This window comes from Aliiroseovarius sp. xm-d-517 (assembly GCF_013283135.1).
Taxonomy (GTDB): Bacteria; Pseudomonadota; Alphaproteobacteria; order Rhodobacterales; family Rhodobacteraceae; genus Aliiroseovarius; species Aliiroseovarius crassostreae.
Genome location: NZ_WBXT01000001.1, coordinates 2,748,573 through 2,765,339, shown reverse-complemented (window position 1 = coordinate 2,765,339; position 16,767 = coordinate 2,748,573). Strand labels below are relative to the sequence as shown.

Genomic DNA, 16,767 nt, shown 5'->3' with positions numbered 1-16,767 from the left:
CATTTCCGCCACCAAGAGGGTATGAAAAAAGGCAGCCTCTCTCACCTCGCAATCCCCGGTGCCACGCTTGCGGTGCGCGTCACCCCCAAAGCATCCCGCAATGCGGTGGAAGAGGTCGACGGCGGGCTGAAAATCTCCGTCACCACGGTGCCCGAAGGCGGAAAAGCAAACAAGGCGGTCGAGAAGCTGCTCTCAACCGCCTTGGGAGTGTCAAAATCGCGCCTGACCCTCACCCATGGGGCCACGTCGCGCGACAAGGTCTTTCGGGTGGATTAATCCGCCAGTCAGTCGCCCACACGCGGGATCGACGACTGCGCATACTCCTCCTCGGGCGCGGACCAGTCACCATCCCCCCCCAGCGGGTCATTGCCAAACCGGTTCGGCCCTTCGGTGCCCGGCGTGACCATCCAGTAAAGCATCAAAAGCCAGCCAATGATCGGCACCAGCACGATCCAGAACCACCAGCCAGAGCGATCCTTGTCATGCAGGCGGCGCACTGTCACCGAGATGCCAGGCAGGAACAAGGCCAGCGCAAACAGCGACGACAGCGGGGTGATTTCGGTCATGCCCAGAACCGCCATATCCACGACCCCCAGCAAAAGCTGGCCCGCCACATTGAACAGCGTGAACCACCAATATTCCGAGCGCGCAGCGCGGCCTTCAAATGTCACATATTTGGAAAAGCAGGTTTTGACTGCCGTTTGGAAATCCATAAACTCACTCCTTTTTGCCGATTTTCGGCTCTTCACCTTTGAGAATACGAGAGATATTGGCGCTGTGCCGGTAAAAAATCAATGCCGCCAAGGCAACCGCCAGCCCCACCAGACTGTCCTGCCCCAGCAACAGCGCCACCACCGGCGACAGCGCCGCCGCCACCAATGCCGACAGGGATGAAATACGAAACACAACCGCTGTCACCAACCAAGACGCGCAGGCCGCGAGGCCCAACGGGAACGAAAGCGCCAGCATCGTGCCCAGCCAGGTTGCAACCCCTTTCCCGCCCCTGAAGCCCAGAAACACCGGAAAGCAATGGCCCAAAAAGGCAAAGAAACCCGCAATCTGCGCCGCGTCCTCCCCCACCAGCGCACGCGCCGCCAGCGCCGCAGCCCCGCCTTTGCCCGCATCCCCGATCAGCGTCAGAAACGCGGCAAGTTTATTGCCGGTCCGCAGCACATTGGTCGCGCCGATATTGCCGGATCCGATCTGACGCAGATCCCCCAATCCAAACAGACGCGCCATCACAATACCAAACGGGATTGACCCCAGCAGGTAGCCAAGCACAGCCACCAGAGCCAGAACCGGCAGCACAGACGTTAACTCAGGCATGATCATTCCTCATCTCGGACGGCCAGCGCCCTTATTTTCTGGTCAAAAATATCCCGGGGTGAGACCGCAGGTCGAGGGGCAGCGCCCCTTACGTCCCCCGCAAAAACTTACCCCGAAAAAACCGACACACCCGCCACCCAGGTGCCGATCACCCGGCCTTCCATCCTCGCCCCGTCAAAAGGCGTGTTCTTCGATTTCGAACGCAGCTTGAACCGGTCGAGCACAAAGGGCGCATCCGGGTCAAACAGCACCAGGTCCGCAGGCGCACCCGGCGCCAGACGACCGCCGGGCAGCCCCAGCAACCTGGCCGGGTTCAGCGACATGGCCCGCCAGATTGCAGGCAGGTCGATCAGCCCCGAATGCACCACCCGCATCGCGGCGGGAAGCAGGGTTTCCAGACCCACGGCCCCGGAGGCGGCCTCTTCAAACGGCAGGCGTTTGCTCTCCTCATCCTGCGGCGTGTGAAAGCTCGACACCACGTCCACAAGCCCCGAGGCGACCGCCTCGATCATCGCCACGCGATCCTCTTCCGACCGGAGGGGTGGTTTGAGTTTGAAGAAGGTGCGATAGTCGCCCACATCCAGTTCATTCAGGCACAGGTGGTGGATATTCACCCCGGCCGAGACCGAATGCCCCGCAGCCTTTGCGCGCTCCAGCGCCGGCAGGGATTTTGCGGTGGACAGGCTGTCCGCATGATAGCGCACCCCGGTCATCTCAACCAGCCCGAGGTCCCGTTCCAGCCCCATCCGTTCAGCCATGGGCGAAACCGCGGGCAGGCCCCGCAACGAGGCGAATTTGCCCGAAGTGACAGCGGCCCCTTTCGACAGGCCCGGTTCCTGCGGGTGACCAATGATCAGCGCCCCCAGCGACCGGGCATAGGTCATGGCGCGGGAATAGACCTTGGGATCGGTGACCACATGGTCGCAATCGGTAAAGGCCACGGCGCCCGCATCGAGCATGAAGCCCATCTCTACCATCTCGCGCCCGGCCCGTTCCTTGGTCAGCGCCGCGAGGGCAACCACATTGACCGGTGCCACCTCAGCGGCACGTCTTGTGGCAAAAGCGAGCGTTTCCGGCGTGTCCACGGCAGGTGTGGTATCGGGGCGGATCACCATGGTGGTCACGCCGCCCGCCGCCGCTGCATCCCCGGCGGTTCGAAAGCTTTCCTTATGGCGTTCGCCCGGCTCACCGATTTTCACGCCCATGTCGATCAGACCGGGGGCCAGGCATTTGCCGCCACAGTCGATCACCTCACCTTTCGGTTTCTGGTTCAGCGCGGTGATCACCCCATCTTCCACCGTCAGGCTGCCCAGAGCATCTTCGCCGGTTTCGGGATTGATCAGGCGGGCATTGGTGAAGGTCTTGGTCATCGAAGCGGTCCCTTTGGCGTGGGGTTGGTTGGAAATGTCCTAATCGGTTTTGGCGGGCGTTTCTACAGGGAGTTTGATCCGAGCGCAGGATGAAGGGGCGGATGCCTCCGGCGGGAGTATTTTGGGCAAGAAGAAGGGGGGATCAGTTTGCGGCAAGCACGCGGCATCGGTGCAGCAATAGCGACTTGGCGATCTTGGCCTTTTCAAGCGCTTCAACCAGGCGGCCGGACAGGAAGAAATATCTGGGCAGCCTTGGTGTTTCCATCCAGAGATCGGGACCACTCAGCGCTGCTGAACTGACCGAAAACATGTCGTCCTTTACGGTCCCGGGCAACTCCCAAATATCGTAGTCTTCACCATAAGATCGACTAGCTCCCTCCGAAAACTCCGGCAGGAAGGAGTGTTTTCTTTCACCAATCGACAGGAGTTCAAATTTCCCATCCACAAGTGTTTTGCGATCAAACTGATAAATCTCAATTGGATGCAGGCGCGTTTCACCAAGATCAAAGTCACGCAGAATATTCGCGAGGGTCTGCGAAACGATGTGATATCCGCCAGCCCGAAAGAAATGAGGAAGAGATTTGATCGGCCTTGGCGTATTCGCAAAAAGCTTTCTGGCGAGAAGATCTTCTGGGATCGGGAGGCCTTTCGACTTTAGCTCGCCCGCTTGTAAAAAATCTTGGTTTCGCTCCTCTCGAATATCAGAAGTGAGAGGCTTGTTAGTAGTCGTGAAATGCATTGCCTGGCTGATCCAGACGTCACCATCGCTCATATCAATCCTCGCAAATGCTGTCTCAAATATGATCAACTTACGGAGGATCGGGGCGCAGTGGCAAGCTTGGCCGGGACGAAATTATGCAGCCCCTCGTGCGCGGTTGATCTGCGCCTTGGTGTCCTTTGCATCCGCCTGATATTTCAGCATGTGCTTGTCGCCCGCAATCGTCACCACCTGGGCGGCGGTGAAGATGGTGTTTACCGCTTCGATATTGTGCAGAAGGATGGCCGATCCGGTGGGACCGATCAGGCGGCGGTTGGTGAGGGTCCAGATAAAGCCGGTCTGTTCCTTGAGCAGATAAGCCCCACGCAGGGCGATGGCCAGAACGGCCCCCACGACCCCTGTCCACGGGAAGGGGTTCTTGATCGCCAGCAAGATCACCACCATCACCACAGAGCCGATCGCGGCCAGCATGACGTGTTCCTTGATATAGGTGGTCCGATTGCCCTGAAACTGCGCCAGCATTTTTTCACCGGGTTCCAGATCCGGCACGGTCTGATCTTCCAGACGGGGTTCAAGTTTCATATCAGTCCTCTAGGGCTTTTTTCAGTTCTGCCACCAGATCCGCGGGGGCATCGGTGTCAAGGCGCTGGGTGGCCACCGCATCTTTGCGCCGGATCGTGACGATCACCGCCCGGTCCAGCGGTTTGATGCCAGCGATACTGTCGCGCGAAAAGGTCAGCCCCTTGCGCAGGTGGAGCGCCCGGGAGGTCAGGGCCCAATCGCCCTGATGGCGCAGACCCAGCATGAACGCTCCGAAAGCGAGGTAAAAGATCAGCGCGAAGACCGGCACCATGGCCCAGCTGAACAACCCTACGAAACTGCCCAGCACACCATAGATTGCCGTGGCGCCCAATGTGGTGAAAACTGCAATCCGCAACGCGGTTTCACGGCGGGCAGAGCCGCGCAGGATCAGGTCTTCGCCCTGATCGAGCTGCAACCAGTCTTTTGATACACGCTTAGGCATAGGTCTCTTTTTCCGCCTGATCACGCGCGATGATGCGGTGGTTGCGAGCCAGCAGGTCCATCGCGGCCATGCGCACGGCCACGCCCATTTCCACCTGTTCCTGAATGACCGAGCGGTTGATGTCATCGGCAATGGTGCCGTCGATTTCAACGCCGCGGTTCATCGGGCCGGGATGCATGACAATCGCGTCATCCTTGGCATTTGCCAGCTTTTCGGCATCCAGCCCGTAACGGTGGTAATATTCGCGTTCGGACGGGATAAAGCCCCCATCCATACGTTCTTTCTGAAGCCGCAGCATCATCACCACATCCGCGTCTTTCAGCCCCTCCTCCATATCGTCATAAACCTCGACCCCGAACTGGTCGATCTGACTGGGCATGAGCGTGGGCGGCCCCACAAGGCGCACGCGGTTTTCCATCTTGCCCAAGAGGATCAGGTTCGAGCGGGCCACGCGTGAATGCGCAATGTCCCCACAGATCGCAATGGTCAGACGATGCAGGCGACCCTTCTCGCGCCGGATCGTGAGCGCGTCCAAAAGCGCCTGCGTCGGGTGTTCATGTTTGCCGTCGCCCGCGTTCAGAACCGCGCAATTGACCTTTTGCGCCAGCAGATCCACTGCCCCGGAATGCGGGTGGCGCACCACCAGCAGATCCGGGTGCATTGCATTCAGCGTCAGCGCGGTGTCGATCAGCGTCTCACCCTTTTTGATCGAACTGGCCTGCATCGCCATATTCATCACATCCGCGCCCAGCCGTTTGCCCGCAATTTCGAAACTCGCCTGGGTGCGGGTCGAGTTTTCAAAAAACATGTTGATCTGCGTCAGCCCGGCCAGCGCATCGGAGCGTTTGTTGCCGCTGCGGTTCAGGTCGACATAGGTGTCGGCCAGATCGAGGATGGTTTTAATCTCCTCGGGGTGCAGATGTTCGATGCCCAGAAGATGGCGCTGGCGAAAAGTCATGGGGGCCTCCGATCCGTGTTGCTTTGCTTATAGGATCGGGGGGGCGGGACGTCTATCCTGCAATGCAGGGCGTTTCATCGCATCGGGGGAAACCAGCCGCACAGAAACTCGTGACGTATGGGGGCCTCACTGGGCAGGTTAAGATGCCGCCTTGGACGTCCAACTACCCACCCCTTCACGGTTTACCGCAATTCGGCGGGGCGCTCTGCAGGCCCCGTTGCGCAACAGGCGTTGCCCCCGCCCGCACCACCGCCTACCCTGCCCTCATGGAATCACCCGCGCTCTCTGATCTCGACTGGCACATCGCCCGCGCCCATCTCGACTGGCAGGTCGAACTGGGGGTGACGGATGCGATTTGCGATGCGCCGATCAACCGCTATGAGCTGGAGGCGAGAAAGCCCAAAACCGCCGCGCCGACACCGCTGGCCGCCCCGCCCACCCGTGTGCTTGAGCCGGAAGTGGACTGGGTCGCCCGCGCGAAAGAAGCCGCCGCACGGGCACAGGATATTGACGCCCTGCGTGCCGCATTGGAGGCGTTCGATGGCTGCGACCTCAAGAAAGGGGCACGCAACACGGTGCTGGCCGATGGCAACCCCGCCGCCCGCGTGATGATCATCGGAGAGGCCCCGGGGCGGGACGAAGATATTCAGGGCAAACCTTTCGTGGGCCGCGCCGGGGGGCTGCTGGACCGGATGTTTGCCGCCATCAACATGGGGCGCACCGCAGCACTGTCAAAAGACGCGCTCTACATCACCAATGTGATGCCCTGGCGCCCGCCGCAAAACCGCGACCCCAGCCCCGAGGAAATGGCCATGATGGTGCCCTTCCTTCAGCGTCACGTCCAACTGGTCGCCCCCGAGCTGATTGTGCTGATGGGCAACACGCCCTGTCAGGCGGTCCTTGGCAAGCGCGGGATCACGCGGATGCGCGGCAAATGGGAGGAGGCATGGCACAAACCGGTCCTGCCGATGTTCCACCCGGCCTATCTGCTGCGCAACCCGGCCGCAAAACGCGAGGCCTGGGCGGATCTGCTGGAATTGCAGGCCCGGCTGCGCGATCTCTGACCCGGCCGCCCCCTTGATCCATACCCCCCTTGATCCATATCAGGGATTTGCCGATATGATCCGGGCAAAACAGCGCCATATTCCGATGAAAGGCCACCTTCATGTCCCACATCCCCGCCGACAACAAACGTGACTTCATCCCGGTGCGCATTGCGATCCTGACAGTCTCCGACACGCGCTCGATGGACGAGGACCGCTCCGGCGACACCCTTGTTGCACGGCTGGAAAGCGCAGGCCATGAACTGGCCGACCGCAAGATCATCCGCGATGAGCGCGGCGAAATTGCCGACCAGTTGCGCGCCTGGAGCCTGGACCCGGAGATCGACGTGATCATCTCCACCGGCGGCACCGGCCTGACCGGACGGGACGTGACGGTCGAGGCCCATCGCGATGTCTATGAGAAAGAAATCGAAGCCTTCGCGACCGTTTTCACCATGATTTCGATGGAGAAGATCGGCACATCGGCGGTGCAGTCCCGCGCCACGGGCGGCGTGGCCAATGGCACCTATCTTTTTGCACTGCCCGGCAGCACCGGCGCCTGCAAGGATGCCTGGGACGGGATCCTCAAAGCCCAGCTGGATTACCGCCACCACCCGTGCAATTTCGTCGAGATCTTCCCGCGCCTCGAAGAACACAAGCAACGCAGGAAATAATCGACAGAAATCGGTGATTTACCCGTATCATCTCTTGCAGATGTGACCATCCGCACCTTGCCACCGGACAAAAGCCGGGCAAGATGGGGATGGATGAAACGGAGTATTCCACATGCGTTTTCTGGGTCGCAGCCTGACCGGGCTTTTCCTGCTTGCCGCCACCATCGGTCTTCTTGCGCTGGCTGCGCTGCAAATTTCGGCCGCGTTCAAGGCGCGTGCGGAACGCGACAATGCCCGCCCGCAGGGGCGCGAGCGGCTGTTTGCCGCCAATCTGCTGCCCTATATCGAGGCCCGCGACGTGCCGATCCTGTCGGTGCATGGCGAGGTGGCCTCCCGGCGCGCGCTTGATGTGCGCTCGCTGGCCGGTGGCACGGTGATCGACATGGCCGACGGGTTCGAAACCGGCGCGCGCGTCACCGAAGGAGAGCTGCTGTTGCGGATCGACCCGACCGAATTCATGCTGGCCCAGGAACTGGCCCAGGCAGATGTGGAGCAGGCCGAGGCGGATGTCGCCGAGGCCGAGGCCGCCCTTGAGCTGGCGCGGGACGAACTGGCCAATGCCAAGCGGCAGGCAAGTTTGCGCGAGGCGGCGCTGGAACGACAGAATGACCTTGTCAAACGAGGGGTCGGCACCGAGGCCGCAGTGGAAACCGCCGCACTGGCCGCGGCCTCTGCCGAGCAGGCGGTGCTGGCCAAACGGCAGGCGGTGATCTCGGCCGAGGCACGGATTGCCACCGCCAACACCACTTTCACCCGCCGCACGATCCAGCTTGACGATACACAGCGCCGGCTGGAAAACACCGAAATCTATGCCGAGATCTCCGGCACGCTGGCGGATGTAACCGTGCTGCGTGGCGGGGTGGTTTCCACCAATGAGAAACTGGCCCGGATCATCGATCCGAACGCGCTGGAAGTCCGGTTCCGCCTGTCGACCGCGCAATATGCCCGCCTGTTGACCCCAGCGGGCACCCTGCCCCGTGCGCCGGTCAAGGTGCGACTGGACAGCACAGGCGGGGCAGACGGAACAGACGGGGCGCTGGTGGCAACCGGAACACTGGCCCGCGAAAGCGCGGAAGTGGGCGAGGGTCAGACCGGGCGGCTGGTTTTTGCAACGCTGGACGCAGCAGCCGGGTTGCGCCCGGGCGACTTTGTGACCGTCGAAGTGGCGGAGCCTGCACTGGATCGCGTGGCGCGTCTGCCGGCATCCAGCCTTGGCGCCAATGGCACTCTTTTGCTGTTGGGCGAAGGGGATCGGCTGGAAGAGGTGACGGTCACGCTCCTGCGCCGTCAGGGCAATGAGATCCTGGTGCGCGGTGACGGGCTTGCGGGCCGTGAGGTGGTGGCCGAACGCACCCCCACCCTTGGCGCGGGCATTCGGATCAAACCGCGCCGCGCCGGTGGCAAAGAGACACCCGAGGAGGTCGCCCTCAGCACCGCACAGATCACCGCAATCCGTGCCTTTGTTGAACAGAACACGCAGATGAAAGACGACGCCAAGGCGCGGATCCTTCAACAGATCGAAGCAGGCAGGATGCCTGCCGCCACGCTGGAACGGCTGCAAGCCCGGATGGGGAGCTGACCCATGGCCGCGCGTGCCCCCCTCTCGGCTGCCAATGGTGTCCTGTCCTATTTCACCCGCCATGCCACGCTGGCCAATCTGTTGCTGGTGGTGCTGATCACCTTGGGCATCATGACCTACCCCCGGATGCGCGCGCAGTTCTTTCCCGACGTGGTGATAGAAAGCGTGAATGTCACCGTGTCCTGGGACGGGGCCGGGGCCGAAGATGTGGATACGGGCATCGTTCAGGTGCTGGAACCCGCCCTTCTGGCTGTCGATGGCGTGGAAGAGGTGTTTTCGCGCGCAACCGAAGGCCGGGCCCGGATCGAGATGGAGTTCGAACCCGGCTGGGATGTGGCCCAGGCCGCAGATGACGTGCAGGTCGCCGTGGACGAGATCAGCACCCTGCCCGAAGACAGCGACACGCCGATTGTCCGGCGCGGGGCCTGGCGCGACAGTGTGACGGATGTGGTGATCACCGGACCGGTGGGCATAGATCAGCTGGGACGGTTCACCGATGAAATGGTGGTGCGCCTGTTTGACCGCGGCGTGACCCGCACCACCATTCGCGGCATTGTTGCACCGGAAATCCTGATCGAACTGCCGTCGGTTTCTCTGCTGCGCCACGATGTGACCATGGCGCAGGTCGCCGCGGCGATCCGGGAAGAGGTCTCTACCGCGCCAGCGGGGGATGTGGCGTCGGGCGCGGCGCGGGTGCGCACCGGCGTGGCCAAACGCTCCGCCGATCAGATCGAGGACATTGTGCTGCGCTCGAACCCGGACGGATCCAAACTGACCATTGGCGATGTGGGGCGGGTGCTGACCCGGGGCGTGGATCGGGACCGGTCCTATTTCGTGGGCGACCGACCGGCGGTTGCGCTGAATATATCGCGCTCGGCTGCGGGGGATGCCATTGCGCTGCAGGAAGAGGTGGAAGAGGTGCGCGCCGCCATGCTGCCATCCCTGCCCGACGGGGTCGAGATCACCCTGATGCGCACCCGATCCGAGCTGATCAAGGCCCGGATCAACATGCTGATGGAGAACGGGTTGCAGGGGTTGTCCCTCGTGTTGATCCTGCTCTTCCTGTTTCTCAACGCCCGCACGGCGCTTTGGGTTGCGGCCGGGATCCCGGTGGCGATGCTGAGCGCGATTTTCCTGATGTATATGTCGGGACTGACGATCAACATGATCTCTCTTTTTGCGCTGATCATCACCTTGGGGATTGTGGTGGATGACGCGATTGTGGTCGGAGAGCACGCAGATTTTCGCGCCCGGCGTCTGGGGGAAACCCCGGTTGAGGCCTCAGAGAACGCCGCGCGCCGCATGTTTCCGCCGGTCTTTTCCGCCACCATGACCACCGTGATTGCCTTTTTCGGCCTGACCTCGATCGGCGGGCGGTTTGGCGACATGATTGCCGATATTCCCTTTACCGTCATTGTGGTCCTGCTGGCCTCGCTTGTGGAATGTTTCCTGATCCTGCCCCATCACATGGCCCATGCGCTGACCCATACCGCAAAGGAACACTGGTATGACTGGCCGTCGCGCCAGGTGAACCGCGGCTTTCGCTGGGTCCGAGATCAGGCATTCCGCCCGCTGATGAAACTGGTGATCCGGGCCCGCTACCCCGTGATGGCGGCGGTGATCCTGCTCTTGATGAACCAGGCGGCAATCTTCATTCGCGGCGATCTGACCTTCCGCTTTTTCAACGCCCCCGAGCGCAGCTCGATCACCGCAAACTTTGCCATGGTCTCAGGCGCCACCCGCGACGACACACTTGAAATGATGGGGTTGGTGCAAGCGGCGGTCGACAGCACCGCCGCCCGGTTCGAGACCGAGTATGGCCGCGCGCCCCTGACCGTGGCGCTTGCCCAGACCGGGGGCAATTCCGGGCGCGGCCTGTCCGGGGTCGACAGCAAGGATACCGACCTGTTGGGGGCCATTGTGATGGAGCTGATCGACGCCGATCTGCGCCCCTATTCGGTGAGCGAATTCGTCTCTGCCTTGCAGGAAAATGTCCCGCAACATCCGCTTCTGGAAACGCTCAGCTTCCGTGGCTCGCGCTACGGACCGGGGGGGGATGCGCTGGATGTGGAACTCTATGGCGCAGAAAGCGAAACCCTGAAAGCGGCCGCAGAAGCGTTGAAAAAAGCCCTGGCTGATTTCCCGGAGGTCTCGGCCCTTGAAGACAGCATGGCTTATGACAAGGACGAACTGATCCTCGATCTGACCCCGCAGGGTCAGGCCCTCGGCTTTACCATCGACGGGTTGGGCCGGGTGCTGCGCGCGCGTCTGAACGGGCTTGAGGCGGCGACATTCCCGGATGGCACCCGCACCGCCGCAATCCGGGTGGAACTCCCCGAAGAGGAGTTGACCGCGGATTTTCTGGACAGCACCCAAATGCGCAGCGCCGCTGGCACCTATGTGCCGCTGGCCGATCTTGTTTCCGTGCAGACACGCACCGGTTTTTCCAGCGTCGAACGCGAAAATGGCATCCGCCTGATCAATGTCACCGGAGATCTGGATGAAAGCGACCCGGCCCGCGCCGAAGAAATCACCCGCACTCTTGCCGATGACATTCTGCCCCGTATCGCCGAGGAGTTTTCCGTCACATGGCAGCTGGGTGGGCTTGCCGAGCAGCAGGACGAGTTCCTGAACGATGCCCGCACCGGCCTGATCCTGTCCCTGCTCGGGATCTATCTGACGCTGGGCTGGATTTTCTCCAGCTGGACCCGCCCGTTTGTGGTAATGGCGATCATTCCGTTTGGTCTGATCGGGGCCATCATCGGCCATGTCAGCTGGGGGGTGCCGCTGTCGATGTTCTCTGTCGTCGGGCTGATTGGCATGACTGGTATCATCATCAACGATTCCATCGTGCTTGTGACCACAATCGACGCTTATGCGCGGGACAGAGGGCTTGTCCCTGCAATCATAGATGGCGCCGCAGACCGGCTGCGCGCAGTGATGCTGACCACGGCCACAACCGTGCTGGGGCTGGCACCGCTTCTTTATGAAACCTCGCGCCAGGCGCAATTTCTGAAACCAACGGTGATCACCCTGACCTATGGGCTGGGTTTTGGCATGGTTCTGGTGCTGATCGTGGTGCCCGCACTGGTGGCGATGCAGGCAGATCTGGCCCGCATGGTGGCCGCCCTCAGACGCCTGTGGCGCGCGCGCTCCCACCGGGCGGTGCGCAAGGTGCTGGGGGTGGTGGCAACCGCAATTGCCCTCCTGCTGGGGGCCGCCGTCACTGCGGCCACGCTTTACGGCCTCACCCCGCTGGCAGTGGGTGTCTTCATACTGGCCGCAGCGGGGATCACGCTTGTCATCTACATTGCAGTCTTCGCCTTCTGGCATCCAAGCGGTAGCTGAGCCGGAATTGACCGCGAAGCCGCATATTTTCTGGTCATAAAGCGTTTCGGCTTTTCCCTGTTTCAGGTGACCGTCGAAGCGCTTCAAAATCCCGGGGGAATTACCATCAGGCTCGGAGGTTGCTCAAACCTTTGGTTTGAGCCTGAAGGGGCGCTGCCCCTCGCGGCTTTGCCGCTCACCCCGGGATATTTGAGCAAGAGGAAGACAGGGAGAAAGGCGCGGGGGCGGCGTGTCAGTCAAACGTGCCGGTCACGCGCCCCAGCAGCATGAAGGCGCGGGCGGTCCGGGTGTTGGACAATTCGGCGATGTCACTATCCGAGGCGTTTTTCTCAAAATCCGCGAAGGTCTGGTCAAATTTGCGCAGGAAATGATGCGCGGCATCCCGGAAGATCGGATCTTGGCGCATACGGCCTGCGGTCAGGGCCAGGGAAGAGCGATCCCGCACCCCGCCCAGCGTTGCAACCGTCCGCCCCCGCTCTCCGGCCGCGAATTTGCGCCAGATTTCAGGTTTGGCGCGATCTGGGCGCAGATCATCCATATAGATGCCATCCTGGGACAGGAGCGTCAGCACGTCCTGTGAGGCCTGCACCAGGCCGGACACTTTTCGGTCGGAAAGGGCACGGCGCAGGGCGCGGAAGCCCTCGGCGTCATTTTCGTTCTCGGGGAAATGCAGGGCGCGGATGAAATCCTCGATCGACAGTGGCGGGGCCATGTCCTCCAGCGGTGTGCCCAGCGCGAGGCTGGTCTGATCATCCATTGTTCCCCCGGCCAGACCGGAGGGCAGGGCGGGCATGGCGGGATGGGTCTGCACCCCACCGGGGCGGATCGAGGTAAAGGTTGCCAGCGCGGTTTCGGTTTTCTTGCTGACGGCGGCAATTTCCTCGAGTTTTCGTTCGACCTGAGAGGGCTGTTTCACACCGCCCGCCTGCTGTTGAAGATAGGTCTGACGCATCCCGTCAATTGCCGCCTGCAACCGGTTGCTTTCCTCGCGCATGATACGCGCCGAGCGCATTGCCGCCACGGCCACCCAGATCAGCGCCACCGGCATGAAGATGGCGAGCAGGACAATCACGAAGCGCAGCGGATCGGCACCATTGCCGCCACCGCCCCCCAGCACGATGAAAAACGCCGCACAGGCAAACAGCCAGACGGCCGACACGGCCAGCCCGATGACCTCACCCGCGCTGAGCGAGGAGATATCCGGTGCCTGCAACGGACGGTTCAACCCGCCGCCCGATTTGGCGGTTTTTTTGGCCGGGTCGTTTTGCGGGCCAGCACTCATGGCCTCACTCCTGATTGGTCAACGATGAGATACGCGTAAAGTTACTTTAAATATACTGGATCTTCAAAATCTCGTAAGCACGTTCTCCGCCGGGGGTGCGCACCTCGACGCTGTCCCCTTCTTCCTTGCCGATCAGGGCGCGGGCCAGCGGGGATTTGATGTTGAGCTTGCCGTTTTCCAGATTGGATTCCGGTTCCCCGACAATCTGGTAGGTCTTTTCCTCTTCGGTATCTTCATCAATCAGGGTCACCGTGGCCGAAAACTTGACAGCACCCGACATGTTGGCGGGGTCAATCACGTCCGCCAGGGACAAGATGCCTTCCAGCTCTTTGATGCGCCCCTCGATAAAGCCCTGTTTTTCGCGCGCGGAATGATATTCGGCATTTTCCTTCAGGTCGCCAAGCTCACGGGCCGAGGCAATGGCCTCGATGATCGCGGGGCGTTCCACCGACTTGAGGTGTTTCAATTCATCACTGAGCGCGGTGTGGCCCGCGCGTGTCAGGGGTATCTTGTCCATGAAGTGTTACAGATCCTGTTTGGCCCGGCACGGCGCCGGAACCTTTCGTTCCAAAAGATGTATAGGCAAAGCGGCTGTCTGCCGCTAGATTTGGTATAAAAGAAAAGCAAAATCGAGCGGTTTGCAATGCCATTATTCGCCTTGATCACGCTGGCCTACCTTATCGTGGGCGGGCTGGTGACCTTGATCTACAGGGACAATCCCCTGCATCTGCTGCTGGAAATGGCAGAGGCGATCCCGTTTTCGCTGCTTGTCTTTCTGTCCTTGGGCTGGTGGGTGCTGCCCCTGTTTCTGGTCGTCACCTTCCTGTTTGACCGCAAAACCATGGTCACGCGCCTGTCGCGCGCCATTCTGGCGGTGATGATCTGCTCGGCAATGTTCCTCATGTTCACCATGCTGAAGACCACCATGCCCTTCATCCTGCCCTTCTGGGCGGATCCGTGGATGGCGGATCTGGATCGGGCGCTGCATTTCGGGGTGGACCCCTGGCGCCTGACCCATGCGGTTTCTGCCTGGATCAACCCGGAACTGGCGGGGACGATCTATTTCACCGCCTGGCTGTTGCCCTGCATGTATCTTCCGGTTCTGATCGTGATGTTCGATATGGACGCCCGGCGTTTCCGGCGTTTTATCCTGCTTTACCTGTTCAGCTGGATTGTCATGGGCAATGTGCTGGCGCTGGCGTTTCTGTCGGCCGGGCCGATCTTTTACGACCGCCTGTTAGGGGGCGATACCTTTGTCCCGATGATGGCCTCTTTGCAGGAGATCGGCTTTGCCGGCGGCTTTCTGGTTGCGCTCAGCGACAACCTCTGGGCCGCCTATGAAAGCAAGGCGCAACTGCCCGGTTCCGGCATTTCCGCCTTCCCGTCGGTGCATATCGCCACCGCCACAGTCTTTGCCCTTTACCTTTACGAACGCCACCGGGCGTTTTTGCCCCTGTCGATCCTGATCATAGCGACCTATCAGTTCCTGTCCGTCTATCAGGGCTGGCACTATGCGATCGACGGGTATTTTTCGATTCTCGTCATGATCGGCCTCTGGGTCTGGTTGCGGCGGCGCGAAGAGCGATCCGCCCCCCGTCCCAGCCCGGCCACCGACCTGCCGCAAACCCCCGCCGGGTCATTCAGCGACTGACAGCGCAAACAATTTACAAAAAACCGACAGATAGGTCGCAATCTCCTGATTTGACGCCGTGTTGCGATTGACCCTGCCCAAGTGGCGGGCTAACGATCTTGCTGAAACGGACCATCCGGGGAAAAGATTATGAGCGAGATTGAACGCGAAAGCATGGAATACGATGTGGTCATCGTGGGCGCAGGCCCCGCTGGTCTGTCGGCAGCCATCCGTTTGAAACAGCTGAACGCCGACCTTGAGGTTGTCGTTCTGGAAAAAGGGTCCGAAGTGGGCGCGCATATCCTGTCAGGCGCGGTGCTTGACCCTTGCGGGCTGGACAAGCTGATCCCGGACTGGAAGGAAAAAGGCGCACCGCTGAACGTGCCGGTGAAGGAAGACAACTTCCTGATGCTTGGGCCGGCAGGGTCGATCCGCCTGCCAAACTGGCCGATGCCGAAGCTGATGGACAACCACGGCAACTACATCGTGTCGATGGCCAATGTCTGCCGCTGGATGGCAGAACAGGCCGAGGAGCTGGGCGTGGAAATCTTCCCCGGCATGGCGGCGTCCGAGCTGGTTTACGGCGAAAACGGCGAAGTCAAAGGCGTTGTTGCTGGCGTATTTGGTCTGGAAGAAGATGGCTCTTACGGCCCGAACACTGAGCCGGGCATGGAACTGCACGGCAAATACGTGTTCATTTCCGAAGGCGTGCGCGGGTCGCTGGCCAAGGAAATCATCGCCAAATACGACCTTCAGGCCGGGCGCGACGTGCAGAAATTCGGCGTCGGCATGAAGGAAATCTGGGAAATCGACCCGGAGAACCACAAAGAAGGCACCGTGACCCACACGATGGGCTGGCCGCTGGGGTCAAATGCAGGTGGCGGCTCGTTCCTCTATCACCTGGACAACAACCAGGTTTACGTGGGCTTCGTGGTGCACCTGAACTACAAGAACCCGCACCTCTATCCCTACATGGAATTCCAGCGTTTCAAGCATCACCCCGAGATCGCCAAGGTGCTCAAGGGCGGCAAACGTATCGCCTATGGCGCGCGGGCAATTTCCGAAGGTGGCTATCAGTCGATGCCGAAATCGGTCTTCCCCGGCGGCGCGCTGCTGGGCTGTTCCGTGGGCCTCGTGAACGTGCCGCGCATCAAGGGCAACCACAACGCCATGCTGTCAGGCATTGCGGCGGCTGAAGCGGCCGCCAAAGCGATTGCCGCTGAACGCTCGGGTGACGAGCTGGCTGATTACGAGACCGAACTGCGTACGGGCGAGATCGCTGATGACCTCAAGAAGGTGCGCAATGTGAAACCGATCTGGTCGAAATGGGGCCTGACCGCCTCTCTGATGCTGGGCGGTCTGGACATGTGGACCAACTCGCTCTTCGGTTTCTCCTTCTTCGGCACCGTGAAACATGGCAAAAACGATGCGCAGGCCACCGGCAAAGCGGCGGATTACAAGGTCATCGACTATCCGAAACCCGATGGCACCCTCTCGTTTGACCGCCTGACCAATGTCAGCTTTGCGGCCACCAACCACGAGGAAAGCCAGCCCTGCCACCTGCGCCTGGCCGATCCTAATGTGCCGATCAATGTGAACCTGCCCGAGTTTGACGAACCCGCCCAGCGCTATTGCCCTGCGGGTGTCTATGAGGTGATCAAGGAAGACGGCGCCGAGCCGCGCTTTGTGGTGAATTTCCAAAACTGCGTTCACTGCAAAACCTGCGACATCAAGGACCCCAGCCAGAACATCACCTGGACCGTTCCGCAAGGGGGCGACGGGCCGAACTACCCGAATATGTAAATCGGCGGAAAA

16 protein-coding genes are annotated in these 16,767 nt (G+C 61.1%); 7 read left to right on the top strand and 9 right to left on the bottom strand.

The annotated features are described in order from the left end of the window. Positions 1-21: 21 nt before the first annotated feature. Complete coding sequence (locus XMD517_RS13195) at positions 22-276, top strand: DUF167 domain-containing protein (protein ID WP_173484929.1); 255 nt, start codon at positions 22-24, stop codon at positions 274-276. An 8-nt stretch (positions 277-284) separates the two neighbouring features. Here the strand turns inward: XMD517_RS13195 and XMD517_RS13190 are convergent, their stop codons facing one another. The 7 genes from XMD517_RS13190 to XMD517_RS13160 form a co-directional block, all read right to left on the bottom strand. Continuing rightward, entirely contained in the window at positions 285-713 is a 429-nt protein-coding gene (locus XMD517_RS13190; protein ID WP_173484928.1) for a DUF805 domain-containing protein, read from the bottom strand. A 4-nt stretch (positions 714-717) separates the two neighbouring features. Beyond that, the gene (plsY, locus tag XMD517_RS13185) at positions 718-1,326 is read right to left on the bottom strand and encodes a glycerol-3-phosphate 1-O-acyltransferase PlsY (protein ID WP_173484927.1); all 609 of its coding nucleotides are present in this window, start codon (positions 1,324-1,326) and stop codon (positions 718-720) included. Positions 1,327-1,433: 107 nt separating this feature from the next. Next, positions 1,434-2,696, bottom strand: a complete 1,263-nt coding sequence (pyrC, locus tag XMD517_RS13180; RefSeq protein ID WP_173484926.1) for a dihydroorotase — start codon at positions 2,694-2,696, stop codon at positions 1,434-1,436. A 142-nt stretch (positions 2,697-2,838) separates the two neighbouring features. After that, the gene (locus XMD517_RS13175) at positions 2,839-3,468 is read right to left on the bottom strand and encodes a hypothetical protein (protein WP_173484925.1); all 630 of its coding nucleotides are present in this window, start codon (positions 3,466-3,468) and stop codon (positions 2,839-2,841) included. 81 nt (positions 3,469-3,549) lie between these two features. After that, complete coding sequence (locus XMD517_RS13170) at positions 3,550-3,996, bottom strand: hypothetical protein (protein ID WP_173484924.1); 447 nt, start codon at positions 3,994-3,996, stop codon at positions 3,550-3,552. Between the two features lies 1 nt (position 3,997). After that, on the bottom strand, positions 3,998-4,438 hold the full coding sequence (locus XMD517_RS13165; protein WP_173484923.1) for a hypothetical protein: 441 nt from the start codon (positions 4,436-4,438) through the stop codon (positions 3,998-4,000). Further along, the gene (locus XMD517_RS13160) at positions 4,431-5,396 is read right to left on the bottom strand and encodes an aspartate carbamoyltransferase catalytic subunit (protein WP_173484922.1); all 966 of its coding nucleotides are present in this window, start codon (positions 5,394-5,396) and stop codon (positions 4,431-4,433) included. Before XMD517_RS13160 ends, XMD517_RS13165 begins: the two co-directional genes overlap by 8 nt. A 266-nt stretch (positions 5,397-5,662) precedes the next feature. Between XMD517_RS13160 and XMD517_RS13155 the strand changes: the two genes are divergently transcribed. From XMD517_RS13155 to XMD517_RS13140, 4 genes are all read left to right on the top strand, one after another. Further along, on the top strand, positions 5,663-6,460 hold the full coding sequence (locus XMD517_RS13155) for a uracil-DNA glycosylase family protein (RefSeq protein WP_173484921.1): 798 nt from the start codon (positions 5,663-5,665) through the stop codon (positions 6,458-6,460). Between the two features lie 101 nt (positions 6,461-6,561). Continuing rightward, positions 6,562-7,113 carry a molybdenum cofactor biosynthesis protein B gene (gene moaB, locus XMD517_RS13150; RefSeq protein WP_173484920.1) on the top strand — a complete coding sequence of 184 codons (552 nt, stop codon included), beginning with the start codon at positions 6,562-6,564 and terminating at the stop codon, positions 7,111-7,113. A gap of 112 nt (positions 7,114-7,225) precedes the next feature. Next, complete coding sequence (locus tag XMD517_RS13145; RefSeq protein ID WP_173484919.1) at positions 7,226-8,692, top strand: efflux RND transporter periplasmic adaptor subunit; 1,467 nt, start codon at positions 7,226-7,228, stop codon at positions 8,690-8,692. A gap of 3 nt (positions 8,693-8,695) precedes the next feature. After that, positions 8,696-12,040 (top strand): efflux RND transporter permease subunit, encoded by a 3,345-nt coding sequence (locus XMD517_RS13140; RefSeq protein WP_173484918.1) that lies wholly within the window; start codon positions 8,696-8,698, stop codon positions 12,038-12,040. 232 nt (positions 12,041-12,272) lie between these two features. Here the strand turns inward: XMD517_RS13140 and XMD517_RS13135 are convergent, their stop codons facing one another. Together XMD517_RS13135 and greA are read right to left on the bottom strand one after the other, a co-directional pair. Continuing rightward, positions 12,273-13,322 (bottom strand): hypothetical protein, encoded by a 1,050-nt coding sequence (locus tag XMD517_RS13135; RefSeq protein WP_173484917.1) that lies wholly within the window; start codon positions 13,320-13,322, stop codon positions 12,273-12,275. A 46-nt stretch (positions 13,323-13,368) separates the two neighbouring features. Further along, a complete protein-coding gene (gene greA / locus XMD517_RS13130) occupies positions 13,369-13,839 on the bottom strand; it encodes a transcription elongation factor GreA (protein WP_055190395.1) in 471 nt (156 codons plus the stop codon). A 126-nt stretch (positions 13,840-13,965) separates the two neighbouring features. On the opposite strand from greA, the gene XMD517_RS13125 reads away from it, so the two are divergent. Both XMD517_RS13125 and XMD517_RS13120 read left to right on the top strand, forming a co-directional pair. Then, complete coding sequence (locus XMD517_RS13125; RefSeq protein WP_173484916.1) at positions 13,966-14,973, top strand: phosphatase PAP2 family protein; 1,008 nt, start codon at positions 13,966-13,968, stop codon at positions 14,971-14,973. Between the two features lie 129 nt (positions 14,974-15,102). Then, entirely contained in the window at positions 15,103-16,755 is a 1,653-nt protein-coding gene (locus tag XMD517_RS13120) for an electron transfer flavoprotein-ubiquinone oxidoreductase (RefSeq protein WP_173484915.1), read from the top strand. Positions 16,756-16,767 lie beyond the last annotated feature (12 nt).

Coding starts and splice junctions, on each gene's coding strand:
- XMD517_RS13195 (WP_173484929.1), top strand. CDS start 22: ATGAAAAAAGGCAGCCTCTCTCACCTCGCAATCCCCGGTGCCACGCTT.
- XMD517_RS13190 (WP_173484928.1), bottom strand. CDS start 713: ATGGATTTCCAAACGGCAGTCAAAACCTGCTTTTCCAAATATGTGACA.
- plsY (WP_173484927.1), bottom strand. CDS start 1,326: ATGCCTGAGTTAACGTCTGTGCTGCCGGTTCTGGCTCTGGTGGCTGTG.
- pyrC (WP_173484926.1), bottom strand. CDS start 2,696: ATGACCAAGACCTTCACCAATGCCCGCCTGATCAATCCCGAAACCGGC.
- XMD517_RS13175 (WP_173484925.1), bottom strand. CDS start 3,468: ATGAGCGATGGTGACGTCTGGATCAGCCAGGCAATGCATTTCACGACT.
- XMD517_RS13170 (WP_173484924.1), bottom strand. CDS start 3,996: ATGAAACTTGAACCCCGTCTGGAAGATCAGACCGTGCCGGATCTGGAA.
- XMD517_RS13165 (WP_173484923.1), bottom strand. CDS start 4,438: ATGCCTAAGCGTGTATCAAAAGACTGGTTGCAGCTCGATCAGGGCGAA.
- XMD517_RS13160 (WP_173484922.1), bottom strand. CDS start 5,396: ATGACTTTTCGCCAGCGCCATCTTCTGGGCATCGAACATCTGCACCCC.
- XMD517_RS13155 (WP_173484921.1), top strand. CDS start 5,663: ATGGAATCACCCGCGCTCTCTGATCTCGACTGGCACATCGCCCGCGCC.
- moaB (WP_173484920.1), top strand. CDS start 6,562: ATGTCCCACATCCCCGCCGACAACAAACGTGACTTCATCCCGGTGCGC.
- XMD517_RS13145 (WP_173484919.1), top strand. CDS start 7,226: ATGCGTTTTCTGGGTCGCAGCCTGACCGGGCTTTTCCTGCTTGCCGCC.
- XMD517_RS13140 (WP_173484918.1), top strand. CDS start 8,696: ATGGCCGCGCGTGCCCCCCTCTCGGCTGCCAATGGTGTCCTGTCCTAT.
- XMD517_RS13135 (WP_173484917.1), bottom strand. CDS start 13,322: ATGAGTGCTGGCCCGCAAAACGACCCGGCCAAAAAAACCGCCAAATCG.
- greA (WP_055190395.1), bottom strand. CDS start 13,839: ATGGACAAGATACCCCTGACACGCGCGGGCCACACCGCGCTCAGTGAT.
- XMD517_RS13125 (WP_173484916.1), top strand. CDS start 13,966: ATGCCATTATTCGCCTTGATCACGCTGGCCTACCTTATCGTGGGCGGG.
- XMD517_RS13120 (WP_173484915.1), top strand. CDS start 15,103: ATGAGCGAGATTGAACGCGAAAGCATGGAATACGATGTGGTCATCGTG.